General features: G+C 35.1%; 17 protein-coding genes. 6 read left to right on the top strand and 11 right to left on the bottom strand.

The genetic code is table 11. The features are described from left to right. The gene (locus ABD692_RS02350) at positions 1 to 1,362 is read right to left on the bottom strand and encodes a M1 family aminopeptidase (protein WP_344764617.1); all 1,362 of its coding nucleotides are present in this window, start codon (positions 1,360 to 1,362) and stop codon (positions 1 to 3) included. Positions 1,363 to 1,407: 45 nt separating this feature from the next. After that, positions 1,408 to 2,283, bottom strand: coding sequence for a polysaccharide deacetylase family protein (locus ABD692_RS02345; RefSeq protein WP_316759076.1), 876 nt, complete (start codon positions 2,281 to 2,283; stop codon positions 1,408 to 1,410). Between the two features lie 176 nt (positions 2,284 to 2,459). Between ABD692_RS02345 and ABD692_RS02340 the strand changes: the two genes are divergently transcribed. After that, a complete protein-coding gene (locus tag ABD692_RS02340; RefSeq protein WP_344764613.1) occupies positions 2,460 to 4,967 on the top strand; it encodes a S9 family peptidase in 2,508 nt (835 codons plus the stop codon). 93 nt (positions 4,968 to 5,060) lie between these two features. Here ABD692_RS02340 and arr read toward each other — a convergent pair whose 3' ends face one another. The 4 genes from arr to ABD692_RS02320 all read right to left on the bottom strand — a co-directional run bounded on the left by arr (position 5,061) and on the right by ABD692_RS02320 (position 7,886). Then, positions 5,061 to 5,489, bottom strand: coding sequence for an NAD(+)--rifampin ADP-ribosyltransferase (gene arr, locus ABD692_RS02335; protein WP_344764611.1), 429 nt, complete (start codon positions 5,487 to 5,489; stop codon positions 5,061 to 5,063). 135 nt (positions 5,490 to 5,624) lie between these two features. Next, positions 5,625 to 6,119 (bottom strand): SRPBCC family protein, encoded by a 495-nt coding sequence (locus tag ABD692_RS02330; protein ID WP_316759068.1) that lies wholly within the window; start codon positions 6,117 to 6,119, stop codon positions 5,625 to 5,627. Beyond that, positions 6,116 to 6,436, bottom strand: coding sequence for an ArsR/SmtB family transcription factor (locus ABD692_RS02325; protein ID WP_316759065.1), 321 nt, complete (start codon positions 6,434 to 6,436; stop codon positions 6,116 to 6,118). The genes ABD692_RS02330 and ABD692_RS02325 overlap by 4 nt, the downstream gene beginning before the upstream one ends. Before the next feature lie 487 nt (positions 6,437 to 6,923). Further along, complete coding sequence (locus ABD692_RS02320) at positions 6,924 to 7,886, bottom strand: GlxA family transcriptional regulator (protein WP_344764606.1); 963 nt, start codon at positions 7,884 to 7,886, stop codon at positions 6,924 to 6,926. A gap of 139 nt (positions 7,887 to 8,025) precedes the next feature. Here ABD692_RS02320 and ABD692_RS02315 point away from each other — a divergent pair, with 139 nt between their 5' ends. The 4 genes from ABD692_RS02315 to ABD692_RS02300 all read left to right on the top strand — a co-directional run bounded on the left by ABD692_RS02315 (position 8,026) and on the right by ABD692_RS02300 (position 10,507). Next, entirely contained in the window at positions 8,026 to 8,520 is a 495-nt protein-coding gene (locus tag ABD692_RS02315; protein ID WP_344764604.1) for a DinB family protein, read from the top strand. A gap of 66 nt (positions 8,521 to 8,586) precedes the next feature. Further along, a complete protein-coding gene (locus ABD692_RS02310; protein ID WP_344764602.1) occupies positions 8,587 to 8,964 on the top strand; it encodes a DoxX family protein in 378 nt (125 codons plus the stop codon). An 87-nt stretch (positions 8,965 to 9,051) separates the two neighbouring features. After that, positions 9,052 to 9,483 carry a DUF2147 domain-containing protein gene (locus tag ABD692_RS02305; protein ID WP_316759049.1) on the top strand — a complete coding sequence of 144 codons (432 nt, stop codon included), beginning with the start codon at positions 9,052 to 9,054 and terminating at the stop codon, positions 9,481 to 9,483. 10 nt (positions 9,484 to 9,493) lie between these two features. Further along, the gene (locus tag ABD692_RS02300) at positions 9,494 to 10,507 is read left to right on the top strand and encodes a WD40/YVTN/BNR-like repeat-containing protein (RefSeq protein ID WP_316759046.1); all 1,014 of its coding nucleotides are present in this window, start codon (positions 9,494 to 9,496) and stop codon (positions 10,505 to 10,507) included. Positions 10,508 to 10,627: 120 nt separating this feature from the next. On the opposite strand, the gene ABD692_RS02295 is transcribed toward ABD692_RS02300, so the two are convergent. The 3 genes from ABD692_RS02295 to ABD692_RS02285 all read right to left on the bottom strand — a co-directional run bounded on the left by ABD692_RS02295 (position 10,628) and on the right by ABD692_RS02285 (position 14,171). Continuing rightward, positions 10,628 to 12,217 carry a hypothetical protein gene (locus tag ABD692_RS02295; RefSeq protein ID WP_344764600.1) on the bottom strand — a complete coding sequence of 530 codons (1,590 nt, stop codon included), beginning with the start codon at positions 12,215 to 12,217 and terminating at the stop codon, positions 10,628 to 10,630. 19 nt (positions 12,218 to 12,236) lie between these two features. Beyond that, positions 12,237 to 13,088, bottom strand: a complete 852-nt coding sequence (locus tag ABD692_RS02290) for a dienelactone hydrolase family protein (RefSeq protein WP_344764598.1) — start codon at positions 13,086 to 13,088, stop codon at positions 12,237 to 12,239. Between the two features lie 78 nt (positions 13,089 to 13,166). Further along, positions 13,167 to 14,171, bottom strand: coding sequence for a phosphotransferase enzyme family protein (locus ABD692_RS02285; protein ID WP_344764596.1), 1,005 nt, complete (start codon positions 14,169 to 14,171; stop codon positions 13,167 to 13,169). A 113-nt stretch (positions 14,172 to 14,284) separates the two neighbouring features. On the opposite strand from ABD692_RS02285, the gene ABD692_RS02280 reads away from it, so the two are divergent. After that, the gene (locus tag ABD692_RS02280) at positions 14,285 to 14,878 is read left to right on the top strand and encodes a 2OG-Fe(II) oxygenase (RefSeq protein WP_316759033.1); all 594 of its coding nucleotides are present in this window, start codon (positions 14,285 to 14,287) and stop codon (positions 14,876 to 14,878) included. On the opposite strand, the gene ABD692_RS02275 is transcribed toward ABD692_RS02280, so the two are convergent. Next, positions 14,875 to 15,813, bottom strand: coding sequence for a helix-turn-helix domain-containing protein (locus tag ABD692_RS02275; protein WP_344764594.1), 939 nt, complete (start codon positions 15,811 to 15,813; stop codon positions 14,875 to 14,877). The genes ABD692_RS02280 and ABD692_RS02275 overlap by 4 nt on opposite strands. A gap of 23 nt (positions 15,814 to 15,836) precedes the next feature. After that, positions 15,837 to 16,934 carry an efflux RND transporter periplasmic adaptor subunit gene (locus ABD692_RS02270; protein ID WP_316759029.1) on the bottom strand — a complete coding sequence of 366 codons (1,098 nt, stop codon included), beginning with the start codon at positions 16,932 to 16,934 and terminating at the stop codon, positions 15,837 to 15,839. Between the last annotated feature and the right edge of the window lie 8 nt (positions 16,935 to 16,942).

Here is a 16,942-nt window from a genome sequence, read left to right as displayed (position 1 = left end):
TTATTTAATCAAAGATACTGCGTTTTCAGAAAGAATAAATTCTTTTTCAAAAGTTGACCATTCCGCTTCAGAAATGCCAGATTTTTTTGCATTCTGCTTCAGAAAATCATAATTGGTGAATGATTTATCGGCTTTTAAAATCGTGGTTAAGTATTTAAACATTCTTTTTTCGCCAATGATTTGCTCCAATCCTCTTAACAAAAATGGACCATAATAATATCTGTAAGTTCCAGAAATCTGGTTCATTTCAGTAATTTTATTTAGTGGTACTGCTTTAAAGTTCTTGAGTTCTTTTCCACGTTCTCTAAAATATTTAGCCGTAAATTCCTTTCCAAATTTTGCCTCTGCAGCCTTTACTGATAAATATTCTGCTGTTGATTCTAAGAAAAACCAAAATAATGTAGAGTTTGGTTGCAAAACATCACCAAAGTAATAATGGCCAATTTCGTGTGCAATAAAAGGGTAATCTGACGAATCTTTTAAAGATGATTTTTCTTCGCTAACCATATCGCCAAGCTTAATTCCAGCAAATGCTATAACAGGGAAGGATACAAAACCCCAACTTCGGCCTTTATTAAATTTTTCTATAGGTTCATGCTCTATAAATACATTTTTTGTTTCGTATGGTATATTCAAATTTTTTGAATAATAAGACTTAATTTCTGCAATGTTTTCTTCAAATACTTTAAGTTGTTTGGCATTCATTGCTGTATTTAGAAACATTGCATTTTTCGTATTTTGAACATCATAGTTACCCACAAATAACATCGGCGATAATGGTACTTTTGATGTAAACGTTGCTTTTGGTGCAGCTTTTGGTAAATCTCCGTTAACAAATATCGTTTTAGCATCCTTACTAATTACTTCAATATCGAAAGTCAATTGCTCAATTTGCCTGTCGTTTTTTACATCATAAATAATTGGATACCATTTCGACTGGTCGGTTGCCCGCATCGTTTTACCGTTAAAAGCGATTAAACCCTTAAAATCAGTAAAATTTAGGGTATCCGTGTAAATCGGGAAAGAACCTACATAATTAATGTGCAAGGTTTTAGGATTTGTTAATACATCATTTCCAGCTACTGGTATGTAAGTCAAACCTTCGCCACGCATTTTGCCATTGTAATAACCAGAGTAGCTTAAAGTTTTATTAACAGAATCCTTTATGTATTTGATGTTAAAGCCCTTATTTAGTAAAATCTGATATTCTTTACCTAAATCGGGTATGTTAGAAATTGTAAAGTTACAGGTAATCTGGCCATTAGACATCGAGATTTCTACCTGACCGCTAAGGTGGGGTACTTGTGCTTTTAGCGTAGCTATACAGCAGAAAGTAATTAAAAGTGAGAGAAGCTTTTTCATAATTGGGCTTAAAAAGAAACCCCAGCATTTGCCAGGGTTTAAAGGTTAAAAACTATTTTTAATGCTGTTGCTTAATGTTTTTGGCGACCAGTAACCACTGGCTATAATTCTGCGAATGGTAAATAACGGGTCTTTTTCATCGCGTTTGGTTGAAAGTTGGTAAGCCATTCTGAAACCACGTTTTTTTAATTCAGGAATACCTTCTGCATTCCATAAGCCGAATGGATAAGCAAATTCTGTCATTTTTTTACCCGTTATCTCTTCTAATCTTTTGGTAGGTTTATCTAATTGCTCTTCCCAATCCTTACCTGCATATTTTTTGAAATTTTTATGATCGTAAGTATGAGAGCCGATTATATTTCCTTCATCAGATAACTGTTTAATCTGATCACTGCTCATATAATCAACAAACTTTCCTTTTTTGCCAATCGAAACCGTCATGATGAAATAAACCGCTTTGTAACCAAGTTTTTTTAAGGTTGGATTTACTATCGTAAATTGATCGAGATCCGTATCATCAAAAGTTAGCATAATTGGTTTGCTTGGCAAGGCTGCGCCAGTATTTAAGTAAGCATATAATTGATCTGGTAAAATGGTATGGTAACCGCTATCGGCTAACATTTTCATTTGATCTTTAAAGTTTTGAATTTCTACGATATAATCTTTACCCACTTTTCCATCAGTTGATTTCCAGTTTCTAACCTGATGATAGCACAAAATAGGCACTTGTTTACGATCCAATATAGTTTTTGCATCTGCAACTTTAATTTTAGAAACGTCAACAGGAGTTGTAGTTTCGTTACCTTTTGTAACTTGTTCAGTAGAATCTGCACTTTTTTTGTCTTCGGCCTGAGAATTAGATTGGCAACCGCTGAACAAAATAACAGTAGCCGTGATAATCGTTAAAAAATTGAATTTCATAGTTAAGTATTTTGTACAAAACTAAAAAATACTCTAATTATTTAAGCTTCAAATAAAAGGGTGTTGATAAGTATTTGAGTTTGTTGCTTTTTAAGCTAACTAACGCATTTATTACATGTATAATGCATTGTAATTGCAATTATTAGATAGTTTTGGCTTCTCAAAATAAATCCTTAATGAATAAAATTTACAAACTGTTATTAGGAGTTCAGCTTTTATCATTTACGGCTGTTGCCCAAACTAAAACCTTTACCATAACCGAAAATATACAGGCTGGCCCTAAAGCTAATTACCAGCTGGCATCAAGGTTTTCGCCAAATAAATTAAAAAAGATGGTGTATTCTACATCAGTAGATCCACATTGGCTTAAACTAAGCAATCGTTTCTGGTATACCTTCGAAAGCCCGAAAGGTAAATTTTGGTATTTGGTTGATCCAGCTACGAAGAGCAAAAAAATAATGTTCGATAATGCGAAAGTTGCGGCAGATATTACGCTAATTGTTCGCGATCCTTTTGATGCAGAGCATTTACCTTTAGAGAATCTGAAATTTGCTTCTGATGAAAAAAGTATCACTTTCGAAATTAAAAGCACTGTTGATGAATTAAAAAAAGACAGAAAGGATAAAAAAGCTGCAGATTCGATGCAGAAAAAAATCTATTCGTTTAAATATGATTTAGCCACAACCAAACTTAGTGAGGTAGCCAATTTTAGCAAGCCAAAACCGAAACCATCCTGGGGTTCTGTAGCGCCAGATTCGTCGGCTATTATCTTCTCCCGCAATTATAATTTGTATTGGATGGATAAAGAAAACTACAAAAAAGCGGTTAAAAATGAAGAAGACAGCACTATTGTAGAGCATCAGCTAACAAAAGATGGCGTTAAGTTTTATTCTTACGGAAGTGACGGCGATGGCGAAAACAATGTAGAGAACGAGAAAAACAACAAAAAACGCCGCGGTGCTTATGTACTGTGGTCGCCGAATGCGAAATATTTTGTTTTAGATAGAACCGATTCCCGTAAGGTAAAAGATTTATGGGTAATTAACAGCGTAACACCTGGTCGCCCGACTTTAGAAACTTATAAATATCAAATGCCAGGCGAAGCTGAGGCACCACAGGATGAAGTATTACTTTTTGATTTTGCTGCAAAATCTTATAAAAGATTAAATGTTTCTGCTTTTAAAGATCAGAGTGTTTCGGTTTGGAGCAAACCTGTTTTGGCAAAAGACCGCGATAACGAATTCCGTCCGTCGGTTTGGTTAGGTAACGATAGCAGGTTTTATTTTTCTCGTACAAGTCGCGATTTAAAACGTATTGATGTTGGTACCATTGATATTACTACAGGAAAAGTTTCAGCATTAATTGATGAAAGGTTTAATTCATATGTAGAAGTTAATCGTCCAGGATTGGTTAACGATGGTAAAGAACTTATTCACTGGAGCGAACGCGATGGTTGGGCACATTTTTATCTTTTTGATGGAGACGGGAAACTAAAGAATCAAATTACAAAAGGTTCTTTTCATTGCGAAAGCATTGTAAATATTGATGAGAAAAACCGCGTACTTTATTTCACCGCAAATGGGAGAGAAGGGAAAGAAGATCCATATTATTTACACCTTTACAGCATTAATTTCGATGGTTCGAATATGAAATTGCTTAATGCAGGCGATTTTGATCACCAATCGAGCATGAATGATAATAATACCTTTTTCGTAGATAACTATTCGAGGGTAAATACGGCACCAAAATCGAGCGTTTACGATAGAAACGGTAAAAAGGTAATGGATTTAGAAACAACTGATTTATCGTTACTAATCTCGGCTGGATACAAGTTCCCTGAACCCTTTAAAGTTAAAGCTGATGATGGAGTTACCGATTTATACGGTGTAATGTATAAGCCGTTTGATTTCGACCCAAATAAAAAATACCCGATTATAGAGTACGTTTATCCTGGACCGCAAACTGAAGCCGTGAATAAAGCTTTTAGTAAAAGTATGGATCGTACAGAGCGTTTAGCGCAGTTTGGCTACATTCTAATTACAGTAGGTAACCGTGGTGGTAATCCTTCACGTTCTAAATGGTACCACACTTACGGTTATGGTAACCTCCGCGATTATGGCTTGGCTGATAAAAAAGCGGCTATTGAGCAATTGGCTTCGAAATATGCTTATATCGATGATACAAAAGTTGGTATAACTGGCCATTCGGGTGGAGGTTTTATGTCTACTGCAGCGATGTTGGTTTACCCAGAGTTTTTTAAAGCGGCGGTTTCCAATGCAGGTAATCACGATAATAGTATTTACAACCGTTGGTGGAGTGAGAAGCACCATGGTGTAAAAGAAATTGTGTCTTTAAAAGGCGATACCTCATTTAAATACAGTATTGATAAAAATCCAGATCTGGCTAAAAATTTAAAAGGTCATTTATTGTTAATGCATGGAGATGTTGATAATAACGTTCATCCGGCAAATTCGATTCGTGTGGCAAATGCTTTAATGAAAGCAGGAAAACGTTTCGATTTCTTATTAATTCCTGGCCAGCGACATGGTTTTGGTGATATGACTGAATATGCATTTTGGAAACTGGCCGATCACTTTAATAAATATTTAATCGGCGATTTCTCAAGTCCAGAAAATGTAGATTTAATAGAAATGGATAGAGACGTAGAACAAAACGGGAAGTAAAATTTCCTCTTTTAATTTAAAATGGCCTGCTTTTTAGCAGGCCATTTTTGTTATAGCAAATCTTAAAGTCGTTTTATTTTGCACTTAATATCTTTATAAATCGTTCAACGAATCAATTCCTTGTTCTTTTAGTTTTTGTAGATGCCCTTTCATCGTTTCAACTTGTTCTAAAGGGTGGCCTTGCCATAAAGTAATTTCGCCAACCACTTTAAAAGGATGCTGCGAACGGTAAGACTTTGTCGGATTACCTGGGAATTTTTTGTCGGTTAAATCAGGATCGTCTTCAATTGGACCAGTAGGCTCTACTAAATAAATTCTTCCTAGCCCATTACCTAAAGAGAGTTCGGCACCCCAAATTGCGGCATCTAAAGTTGCTGATAAGAAGATATATTTAGCGTTTATTCTTTTTCCAAAGTTCGAGTTGTAACCAACAACAATAAGTTCACCTAGTTTTAAATCGGCTTTTGTTCCATGGAAATAAGTTTGACTAAAAGGGCTTGGGGAATTTTGATTAGAATCCATTTCGGTTTTTTAAATTATTAAGAATGGGTTATAACGTTTTTAGGTTTCTACAAATTACTACAAAAGCCGAATGATTTACTATTCGGCTTTTGTTAATTATGGCAAAGTTAGATAACTGCCAGCAAGAATGTATTCTTACTTCAAAGTTTCCAATAACTCATCAAGGCTATTCAGCGTCATAGTAAAGCCTTCTTTGAAGCCCATTTCGATCATTTGCTCCAAACGTTCCAACGATTCGTTGTAAATCGAAATATTAACCTTTGTCTTTCCGTTTTCTTCACTAAAATTTAAATCCCATTCAGAACCAGGTAATTGCAGGTTTTCATGCTCGTCTGCAAAAGCATTTAGCATTTTAAAGTTGGTTTTCGGTGTAATCGAATTATATTTCTGAACAGACCAATGTTCTTGTCCTTCGGGGCCTACCATAGCGTAAAATCTATGGCCGCCTACTTCAAAATTCATAACTTTGGTTCTTGATTCCCAGGGTTTCGGTGCCCACCATTGATCTAAAATTTCCTGCTTGGTGTAAGCATCCCATACCAAAGAAAGATCAGCATCAAACTCTCGGGTTATTGATACCGTTTTGGTCGCTTTGTCAACGGTAAAATCAAATAGCAAATCATTTTTCATATTTTCTGTTTTTTAATGGTTGATAATACATGGTCAAGCTGATTAAATCGGGTTTCCCAAATTGCCCTAAATTGATTTAACCATTGATCAATTTCCTTCATTTTTTCAATTTCAAGCGAGTAATAAATCTCTCTTCCTTTGTACTCCTGTTTTACCAGATTTGATTCTGTTAAAATTCGGAGGTGTTTAGAAACAGCCTGTCTGGTAATGTCGAAATGCTCAGCAACCGTATTGGGCGTCATAGCCTGCAAGGCAATCAGCGTAATAATTGCCCTTCGGGTTGGATCGGCTATGGCTTGGAATACATCTCTTCTCATTTCGGATTTTGTAAATAGGAAACTAATTGGTTGCAAATATATGTGCAACTATTCGGTTTCGCAAGTTTTTAACGAAATATTTTTAAGAAAAGAAAAACGTTAGGACGGAGGTCGACTAATAATTAGTAATAGAAATAGAATTTTAGCTATTTAAGCTAAGATCTAAGGCTTAGAAAATTAAGAATGTAATTTCTCGTTTTAAATAAACAACTTGAGAAATTTCGCTTAACTCAAGTTGTTTATTTATTTGAATCTTTTATGTTATTCGTAATCATAAGGCATTTGCTCTGCTGAATAATAGCAGTAGATCATCGAACAGAGAGAAATTAAATAGAAGGAACCAATGATTAACAGTAGTGTGCTCATAATACAATTCGGTTAGATTACTATAACGTTAAGTTAACAACAATTATTTTGTTATTTAGAATTATTTTTAATTGTATTAGAATGATTACAATATTTTGATCTTAATGTTGTGTTTCTGAGGTTATCTAGCCTGAAATTTATCTCTGTATTGAGAGGGTGTCATACCTACTGTTTTCCTGAATATTTTTCTAAATGCTTTTGGATCGTTATATCCAGAGTTATAGATTACTTCAGTCATCTGCTGTGCAGTTTGTTCTAGCAATTTTTTTGCTGCCTCTATTCGGGTTTGCTGCAGGTATTCAATTGGTGTAATTCCTGTAACTTGTTTAAAACGTCTAACAATATTTCTTCTGCTAGATGGAATATCCTTTATCATTTCTTCTATAGTAGAAACATCGTGATAATTACTTTCAATTTTCTCTTGAGCTGATGCAACTATTTCATCGTTATGGTGCCTAGTGGGTTGAAATGAACTAAAGTACGATTGATTTTGCCTATCCATGTCAATTGCAAAAATTTTAGCTGTTTTAATCGCTAAATCTTTTCCGCAATGAATTTGCAATAAATATAACAACAAATGAAAGGTAGAAGTAGCGCCTCCACTGGTAAAAAGATTACCATCGTGTGTAACCGTTTTATCTGCTTTTAGCTGAACAGCAGGGAAGGCAGCTGAAAACGCAGTGCAAGCATCAACATGTGTAGTTGCAGCTTTTCCATCTAACAAACCAGTTGCGCCGAGTAAAAATGCTCCAGTACAAAATGTTGCAATTTCTGCATCTGTACGATATTGTTTAATTAACCATGGGATGTAAGCCCGATTTAGCGAAATGGTGCTTTTAATATCATCGGTAGTAAATGAAGGAATTAAAATAAGCTGAAACTTTTCTTCCGTATTGATGGTATCTGCCTTATAGGTGTTAAAGAAACCATCAACAGTATTATTTATGGTTAATAAGGTGATGTCGAAAGCCTCTTCAAATTTTTCTGCAATTTGAAACTTGTTTGCTGCTTCGAGAACCTCTAAAATGGCGGCTACGCTTAATAATTTATATTGCTCGGGTATAAGAAGGCCTGTTTTAATCATATGGTTAGCTTTTTGGCAAGCTAAATATAAAATTTTTTGTCTTAAATAACCCCTATAATTGACTTTTACGGCAACGCGAATTTTAATGCAATCCGCGTAATTTTAATATTAACTAATTAAATTAAAGAAAAATAACGTTATGGAAACTAAGCCAGTTAGCAGTAAACTGTACGGATTAATTGTTTTATATGAAATGCACACCGATTTTTTAATAAGGGCATTGGATGGAATTGAAGAAAAAGATGCGGAAAATAGGATGGATACGAAAGCAAATCATATTGCATGGATTACAGGCAGCGTAATTTCTGGACGTTACCATTTAGCGAAATCTTTTGGTATCGATTTACCTTCATCAACAGGCGAATTATTTAAAGACAATAAAGGAATCATCGACGATCAGGCTTATCCGAAATTAGAGGATTTTAAAAAAGATTGGCAAAAAATATCGCCACCGTTATTAGCCGCATTAACAAACGCGACAGATGAAAAGTTAGAAGAAGCTTATGAAATGCCTGGCATAAAAATGACTTTGTTTGAAATGATTTCATTTACTATATATAGAGAAGCAAATTGTATAGGTCAAATTGCATTGTGGCGCAGATTGTTGGGTTATGCTGGAATGAATTATCTGTAATCCATAGAAAATAAATAGTTACAAATCATTATAATATTAACCACAACTAAAAACTAACCAAGAATTATGAAAATTGCAATTATTATTGTTCGGGTGCTTCTCGGCTTAATGTATCTTTTTGCTTCCGTTGTTTATTTTATAAACTATACACCCGAAGCTCCAAAACTGAGCGCCGATCAAACTACATTTTTGGCTGGTGTTATGGCGTCGGTTTACTTAATGCCTTTAATTAAAGTAACCGAACTCGTATCTGCTATTTTACTTTTAATTGGCCGAACTGCTCCGCTGGGAGCCATTATTATATTTCCCGTAACCTTAAACATATTTCTTTATCATGCATTTTTAGGGCCGCAACAATTACCAATGGTAGCAGTTATGCTTATATTCAATTTATTTTTGCTTTTTGCCTACCATAAAAAATATTTGCCTATCATTTCTAAGTAATAAAACCTACTCCTATTTTTTCTATTTATTATGTTTGCATAGAAAAGTCAATTTGTTATATTTAAAAACACTAAATAGAAATCAATTATGAGAAAGTTTCAATTATTTATGCTGCTGTTTGTAGCCGTTAGTTTTAATGCGATTGCACAAAATAAGGACGCAATTGTTGGTAAATGGCTCAATGCTTCGGGCGAAGGGCAAATAGAAGTTTATAAAAAGGGCGACAAATATTATGGGAAGCTGGCTTGGTTAAAAGAACCAAATCTGAATGGTAAACCAAAAATGGATTCGAAAAATCCAACCGCTAGTTTGCAAAGCAGACCTTTACTAAACTTAGAAATTTTAAAAGATTTTGTTTTTGAAGATGGTAAATGGACGGATGGAACAATTTACGATCCGAAAAGCGGAAAAACTTATAGCTGTAACATATCTTTAAAAGGGAATGATGTTATGAATGTTCGAGGTTATATAGGAATTTCACTACTAGGTCGTTCAGAAGCTTTTAAAAGAGTGAAATAAATCTAATAAAATGAAAAAAATAATCTGGTGCCTTTTAATGGCACCTTTTTTTTGCGATGCGCAAACGTTTTCAGTAAAAGCTTTAACAGAAAATACGAAAACCAGTTTAAGGGGCTTAAGTGTGGTAACTGATAAAGTTGTTTGGGTAAGTGGAAGTAATGGTTCGGTTGGAAAAACTTTAGATGGTGGCGCCACCTGGCAATGGATAAAACCAAAAGGCTACGAAAAGCTCGATTTTCGTGATATTGAAGCCTTTAATGAAAAGGAAGCTGTTGTAGTAAACGCAGGATCGCCTGCCTATATTTTGAAAACTGTTGATGGTGGCGAAAGCTGGACAGAAAGTTACAAAAATGTTGATACAGCTATATTTTTAGATGGTTTAGGTTTTTGGGATAAAAATAAAGCGATCATTTTTGGAGATCCGATAAGTAATAAAATGCAGTTACTGAAAACCATCGATGCTGGGAAAAGCTGGTTAAACATTTCGGATAACTTAAAGTTTCCTTTAGCAAAGGGAGAAGCTGCGTTTGCGGCAAGCGGCACAACGGTTAAAACATTACCAGGCGGTAAGGTTTGGATTTCGAGTGGTGGTACCGTTTCTAATATTTACTATTCTGGCGATTATGGTTTAAACTGGCAGGTTTTTAAATGTCAGATTTGGCAAGGCGAAAATAGCACAGGTCCGTTTGGAATGGATTTTTACGATGCTAAAAACGGAGTAGTGGTTGGTGGTAATTATGTTAAGGATAAAGAGAACAGCAATAATGTTTTGTTAACAGCTGATGGTGGTAAAACCTGGACAAAACCAGAATCTCCAGTATTAGGTTATCGCTCAGGTGTTACCTATCTAGACAAAAACACACTAATTGCTACAGGAACTTCAGGAACCGATATATCTACAGATGGAGGCAAAAACTGGAAACATATTTCTGATATCAGTTTTAATTCTGTTCAAAAATCTAAAAAAGGTAATTTGGTAGTTTTTGCTGGAAACAAGGGCTTTATTTATCGGTTATTTTATTAGAAGAAGAGGCCGTTTCGAAATAACATAAATTTTTCTTGACTTCTGAGTTTATCGAATGGATTTATTATAAATTACCCTTCGATAAACTCAGGATGACAACTTGAATTTTATTAGTTTTAATTATATTTTCTCTACAAAAATTGGTGTTTCAGTAACCTGAATTGTTAATTTTCCGTTCGCTACATTTACAGTTTTGTGCGACATTTCATCCTTACCAATCTGTAAAGTATGAATGATCGCTTGCGTTGATGTGCCTAAATCCAATTGATAATTTACAGTTCTATCTTTTTGGTCGGGAACAGTGAGTACATAGATTTCTTTTTTATCAAGTTTATACAAATCAACTATGGGGTCTTTATTTAGAGTAGCAGCATAATAATAGCTTCCAAGCAGGTTTTTTGTTTGTGATATGTAATCTGCTGATGGTCGTTTAGATAAATCGTCGTTATGGAAGCCTGAGGAGCTATACTGGGTTGTACTGTTAAGTCCGCCAGCATCATCTAGCATGTAAAACATGCATCTGTTTAAGCCATGTCGAGCATATAGAAGAGCAGTTCTTAAATTCCAGTCTGCCTGTGTAACATACTCGGTTTTAGAGCCTATAGCTATCGCTTTTTGAGGCGTATTCCCAACATCATAACCCGTTTCGGTCATCCAAACCTCTAAACCTGGCGCATTTGTTTTTGTCATTTTAATAAAACTATCTGCAACAGTTCCGATATTGGAAAGCTCTGGTGCCACGCCTGTAGTTGCGTTTCCGTTGTTGATGAAAGCATTATTGGCGTATAAATGATAATTTATTACATCGAAACATAAATCTACAGTTCCGTCTGCTTTTAAGCCTCTGTTTTTTCTACACCAATCAATCATCTTAACTACATATTCGGGATTTGCGGTTGATAGACCAGCCATAACAACTATCATCTTCGGATCCGCATTTTTTACCCCGACATTTTTACCTAATTTTCCTTTATGGCCATCGTAAAATGCAGACATATTCGCTGCATATTCTTCTGCGGTTTGTTCGGCTTGTTTCCCCTTCCACCATTTATCGCGTTCATTATCACATTCAATATATTTTACCAAATCAAGACCAATTTTTACTGAATTTGCATCATCGCCAGTCCACCTTATTGAGGTATTTACTGTTACTAGGCTTGGATCTAAGGTTTTATTTGACCCGTATCTAGCAGCAAACTGAAAGCCGGTTTTTGCTTGTTTTAAATAAGAAGTGGGATCGCTTTTATCCAGACCGTATGGAGCTGGTACATTTTCTGCGTCCCGCTGGTTAGCTGGGTAGGTGTTCATCAACCAGTCTGGAATCGTTTTTAAACAAACCAGAAGATCTAACCCTTCGGTTTTACATCTTTGATAAATTATGTCGTAATACCAGCCACCTGAGTGAGATGGATTAAAGGTATATTTTCCTTCTGATTGCTCTATTTTACTCCAATCGAGATAATGACGTACTCCTCCAAATGACTTAATTAATGAAATTTGAGGATTAGTAATTATGCTCGGCTGACTTGGCGATACAAAATCCCATTCGAAGGCATTCACTCCCAAATAATTTTTAAAAGGGATGTTTGATGTTGTTAAAGGATTTGCAGTGTCTGGAACATATATTTCAACCTCATCCAGTTTACTTGGAGATTTAGAACAAGCATAAATTAGTAATAGGGTGATTATGCAACTTAAATAGTATCTCATGATCTGTTTATATCAATGTCTATGCTAATTTACTTTTAAATAAATCGATTGTTCTTTGCCAGGCCAGTTTTGCTGCGGCTTCATTGTACCGTGTTGGCGATGTGTTATTATTAAAGGCATGATTTACACCATCGTAAATAAAGATTTTATAATCGATGTTACTAGCTTTTAAGGCTGCTTCGTAAGCTGGGACACCTGCATTAATTCTTTCATCTAAACCGCCATAATGCATCATTACGCTGGCTTTAATTTTAGGTACATCAGCAGTTGCAGGTTGAGCGCCATAATAAGCAACGGCCGCTTGTAATTTTGGGTCGTTTACAGCCAGTTTATTTGCCATACCACCGCCCCAGCAAAAGCCAACACAGGCAACTTTACCATTTCCACCTTTAATTTTACGAAGGTATTCTAGTCCCTTTAAATAGTTTTGAAGATTTTTTTCAGCGTCTAGCTTGCCAATTAACTCGCGACCTTTATCTTCATCGGCAGGTGTACCACCTAAAGGCGATAATGCATCAACTCCAAGCGCAATAAAACCTTCTGCTGCAATGCGTTTGGTTACATCAATAATATGTGGGTTTAAGCCTCTGTTTTCGTGGATAACCAATACGGCACCTAAATTCTTTTTGCCTTTTGGTTTAGCCAAAATGGCTTTCATATCACCTTCAACACCAGGATAAGTAATTTCTTCTGCTGTAATTTCATCACTTTCAAATTCGGCAGCAGATACGTAATTGTTTTCGAGCAAAGGTAAAACGGTAAGCGCTAAAGCTGTACTTCCTGTTAGGATGGCTAGCTTTTTCATAAATTCTTTTCTGCTTAGCTGACTGTGTGTGTACCTATCGTACAGCGTGATGATTTTTTGATCCATGAGATGTGAATTAGTTATTTAGCTAAGTTAACATTCTGATTTTGAATATTAAAGAATGCCTTTGATAATGTTGCGTAACTAAAACTCACAATACATTTCAACCCATTTCTTAATTAAGCCAACCCTGTGTTTGGTGTATCGCGGTGTTAGAAAAACATTCGACCAATCATCGTAATTATCATAAAAGAATTTTAGAAAGAAAATATGAAAAGTAATGCCTAAGTATGGAATTGCCTTTATTTCATCTGCCGTTAATACCCTGATTTCCTGATAAGCCTTTAAGCAGGTTTGGAAGTCTTTTTCTGCTTGTTGAATGGTGGTGAGATTATTTAAAATATGAAAGAAGAAGTGGTTTAAGAACGACATTAAGTCGTTAATTAAATATCCTTCGCCAGCAAAATCGAAATCGAAAAAAGTAATTTTTCCTGCTGAATCAAAATGAAAGTTTTTAGGAAATAAATCATAGTGGCAATAACCATAACTAAAGTTTTTAATATCAAATATTTCGAATTTTTTAACCACTTTATCAGCAACTTCTTCCAGATAAACGAACTCCTCTGGCATATCTTTAAAATGCGGCTTCAGCGTTTTCAAAGGCTCAAATAAGGTGGTTTCAAAATTAAACTCCTGCCTTTGGTTTTTTAGCTTTAATGATGCTGTCGTGTTGTGCAATTTCGCAATCGATCTACCAATATTTTGAAGCTGATCGTCATTTAAATCAAGAATTACATTTCCTTCGGCATAAGAAAATAAAATACCATTTCTTATGCCTTCTATTGCATTAAATTGTTGGATTTGATTTCCATGAATGTCGTTTATCGGGTAAGAAACAGAATTTCCTTCACCTTTTAAAATGTTTAACAACTCTACCTCAGCTTCAATTTCGCTTAATTTACGATGTGAATCACGGTAAATTTTGAATATAAACTTTTCATCGCCACTTTCTAAAATATAAGTGTCGCTAACATTTCTGATTAACAGTTTGCAGTTAAAATCCTCCAGATTATAAGTTTGAGCAATATATTTTTTTAAAGCTGTAGCAGATAGGGTAGAGTATTGAGCGGGGAAAATGTCTTGCTTCATCAAAAGGAATAGTTTTGGTTATCAAAAGTAAAATTTTATAAAGCTTTTCTACCATTAATTAAGACTACCTTACCAAAAGATTGGATAGATTATCGAATCGATAAACCAAAATATTGGAAAAAATCTTTAATACATTAATCGATAGTTTTATTGATAATGAAATAGGCATAGCCGAAAATTTCCTGAGCCTTTCTCTAGCAGGCCATTTACGAGATAATATTTTCGATTTGTACAAAGGTAATCAGCTTTTAGCAGCTGGAACAGGAAATAATTCCGTTGTAAATCATGATAAACTGGTACGCAGCGATGTAATTTACTGGTTAGATCGAAAGCACGACAACCAGTATGAGAATGATTTTTTTGATTTAATGGATCGCTTTGTACTTTATTTAAACCAAACTTGCTATACTGGGATAACAGGTTACGAATTTCATTATACCATGTATGAGAAAGGAAGTTTTTACAAAAAGCATTACGACCAGTTTCAAAATAGCGGTAGCCGTAAATATTCGATGATTATGTATTTAAACATTGGATGGAAACCTGGCGATGGGGGAGAACTCTGTATTTATCAAGAAGGTGTTCCGCAAAACGTTGCGCCAGAAAATGGCAAAATAGTATTTTTTAAAAGTGATGAGTTAGCACACGAAGTACTTTTAACAAATGTAACCAGAATGAGTATTACAGGCTGGCTAAAGGCAGATTAGTTTCTGAAAGATTTTGGAGTTGAGCCCATTTGGCGTTTAAAGAAAATATTAAAATTGGCTGGATATTCAAAGCCCAGGCAATAAGCGATCTGGGAAATATTCCACTCTGTATGCTTCAACAAAGCCACCGCTTCTGTAATTATTCGTTTCGCAATGTGTTCTGAGGTAGTTTTGCCAGTAACTTCCTTAACTGCATGATTTAAATGATTTACATGCACCAAAAGTCGGCATGCAAAATCATTAGCTGTTTTTAATTCTAAAACGTGTTCGGTGGCACCAATTGGAAACTGACGTTCTAAAAGTTCGATAAACTGGGCCGTTAAGCGGGCTGAAGCATTATTTAATTTAAAAATATTTCCCTTCGGAAGTACTTTCAAAGCTTCATGAGCAATTAACTGGACATAATTCCTTAACAAATCATATTTATGAATGTAATCGCCATCCATTTCTTTAATCATCTTTGAGAAAATATCTTTCAGTGTTTCTTCCTGCTCGTCATCAATATGGATGACAGGGTTCTCATTAATTTTCCACAGCAAAGATTCTCTTAAAGTTTCGTTGCGATGGTGGATAAAGTTTTCGGTAAATAAACAGAAATAACCATTTGGCTTCGGCGATGTGCTTTCCCAGGAGTATGGTACATTTGGGTTTGTAAACAATAATGCTTTTCCATTAATTTGAATTTGCTTATCAGAATAATGCAGAATACCATCTCCAATGATCAGCGAGATTTTATAAAAATCGCGTCGGCTAAAGGCAGATGGCATATTTGTACAAACGATTGAGCGATTGAAAACGTTGAAATGCCCAATGTCGTTTATTAAGCCTAAGTTAGGCATCGGGATTTCGGGAAGACGAATAGTTAAATTATTGTAGAAATCCTCGAGGGTTTCATTTTTCGTTAACGGATTTACTTCCTGATTTCTGGCTAACATTTGTACAAATTCTTTAAGTAAAGTTAAGGGTTAATGGTCATTCCCTCATGCATTTCCTCTGTAGGTTCTGCAATTAATTTGTCACCTTCTTTAATATCACCGAAAATTTCAACTTTATCGTCGGTTTCTCTGCCTTTTTTTACGGCAACTTTTACCAGTTTATTGTTCTCAGCTCTTAAAATGTATAATCCTTCACTAGTATCTAACAAAGCTTTTTTTGCGATAACAAAAGTGCTTGCATTTGCTGGCAGGGGAATGTTAATTTCAGCGACCATTCCTGGTAATAATGCTTTATTAGCATTTGCCACATCAATTTCAATTCTTTCAGATCGTAAGCGTAAATCTAAGGCGCCCGACAAGCGCTTAACTTTTGCTTTAAAAGTTTCGTTTGGAAGTGACTTTACCGTAAAGCTAACTTCATCGCCCAGTTTTAAGTAACCAGTATAAACCTCGGGAATGGAAACCGCTAAACGTAAGTTTTTTTGATCTTGAAGGGTAAATATTGGCAATTCTGAACCTTTTCCCGATGGACCAACATAAGCACCTAAGTTTACATTTCTGGCAGAAATTACACCACTAAAAGGAGCTCTTATTTCTAAATAATTTTGAATGGAACCAACCTCTTTGTATGCAGCCTTTGTTGCTTCAAATTGTGCTAAATCAGAATTACGTTTAGCCAGTGCCTGATCCAAATCATTTGTAGATATGGTTCCAGGGGTTTTACTGGTTTCGTATAAACGATTGTAATTTGCTTTACTGGCGGTGTAGATTGCTTCCTGTGCTTTCAATCTCGATTGAGCGGCAGCTAACTGCGAATTCATTTCAGGAGCATCTAAAGTCATCAATAATTGCCCTTTTGTAACTTCAGAGCCAATATCCACCTTCAGTGCTTTTACAAAGCTGCTTACTTTTGCATATAAATCAACTTGTTGCAGTGCGATTAGCTCTCCAGGTAAAGTTAGGGTAGTAGATAATTTATCTTTCTTCAAAACGAATGTGGCAATTGCTGCCCGAACTTCTTTTTTCTCTTCCTTTTTTTCTTCGTTACCACAACCGTAAATTGTAGTAAATAACAATAAACCAGAACCTAAAATAGCCGTTGAAAATATTTTTGTTTTCATTTATGATG

Origin of the sequence: Pedobacter ginsengiterrae, assembly GCF_039537385.1 — a bacterium.
In the GTDB taxonomy this organism is placed as follows: domain Bacteria; phylum Bacteroidota; class Bacteroidia; order Sphingobacteriales; family Sphingobacteriaceae; genus Pedobacter; species Pedobacter ginsengiterrae.
This window is presented reverse-complemented; position numbering and strand designations above follow the sequence as displayed.

Excerpts from the sequence above, each read along its gene's own strand:
- ABD692_RS02350 (WP_344764617.1), bottom strand. The coding sequence starts at position 1,362 with ATGAAAAAGCTTCTCTCACTTTTAATTACTTTCTGCTGTATAGCTACG.
- ABD692_RS02330 (WP_316759068.1), bottom strand. The coding sequence starts at position 6,119 with ATGAAAAATGATTTGCTATTTGATTTTACCGTTGACAAAGCGACCAAA.
- ABD692_RS02300 (WP_316759046.1), top strand. The coding sequence starts at position 9,494 with ATGAAAAAAATAATCTGGTGCCTTTTAATGGCACCTTTTTTTTGCGAT.
- ABD692_RS02270 (WP_316759029.1), bottom strand. The coding sequence starts at position 16,934 with ATGAAAACAAAAATATTTTCAACGGCTATTTTAGGTTCTGGTTTATTG.
- arr (WP_344764611.1), bottom strand. The coding sequence starts at position 5,489 with ATGGATTCTAATCAAAATTCCCCAAGCCCTTTTAGTCAAACTTATTTC.
- ABD692_RS02325 (WP_316759065.1), bottom strand. The coding sequence starts at position 6,436 with ATGAGAAGAGATGTATTCCAAGCCATAGCCGATCCAACCCGAAGGGCA.
- ABD692_RS02305 (WP_316759049.1), top strand. The coding sequence starts at position 9,052 with ATGAGAAAGTTTCAATTATTTATGCTGCTGTTTGTAGCCGTTAGTTTT.
- ABD692_RS02340 (WP_344764613.1), top strand. The coding sequence starts at position 2,460 with ATGAATAAAATTTACAAACTGTTATTAGGAGTTCAGCTTTTATCATTT.
- ABD692_RS02320 (WP_344764606.1), bottom strand. The coding sequence starts at position 7,886 with ATGATTAAAACAGGCCTTCTTATACCCGAGCAATATAAATTATTAAGC.
- ABD692_RS02295 (WP_344764600.1), bottom strand. The coding sequence starts at position 12,217 with ATGAGATACTATTTAAGTTGCATAATCACCCTATTACTAATTTATGCT.
- ABD692_RS02345 (WP_316759076.1), bottom strand. The coding sequence starts at position 2,283 with ATGAAATTCAATTTTTTAACGATTATCACGGCTACTGTTATTTTGTTC.
- ABD692_RS02315 (WP_344764604.1), top strand. The coding sequence starts at position 8,026 with ATGGAAACTAAGCCAGTTAGCAGTAAACTGTACGGATTAATTGTTTTA.
- ABD692_RS02285 (WP_344764596.1), bottom strand. The coding sequence starts at position 14,171 with ATGAAGCAAGACATTTTCCCCGCTCAATACTCTACCCTATCTGCTACA.
- ABD692_RS02310 (WP_344764602.1), top strand. The coding sequence starts at position 8,587 with ATGAAAATTGCAATTATTATTGTTCGGGTGCTTCTCGGCTTAATGTAT.
- ABD692_RS02275 (WP_344764594.1), bottom strand. The coding sequence starts at position 15,813 with ATGTTAGCCAGAAATCAGGAAGTAAATCCGTTAACGAAAAATGAAACC.
- ABD692_RS02290 (WP_344764598.1), bottom strand. The coding sequence starts at position 13,088 with ATGGATCAAAAAATCATCACGCTGTACGATAGGTACACACACAGTCAG.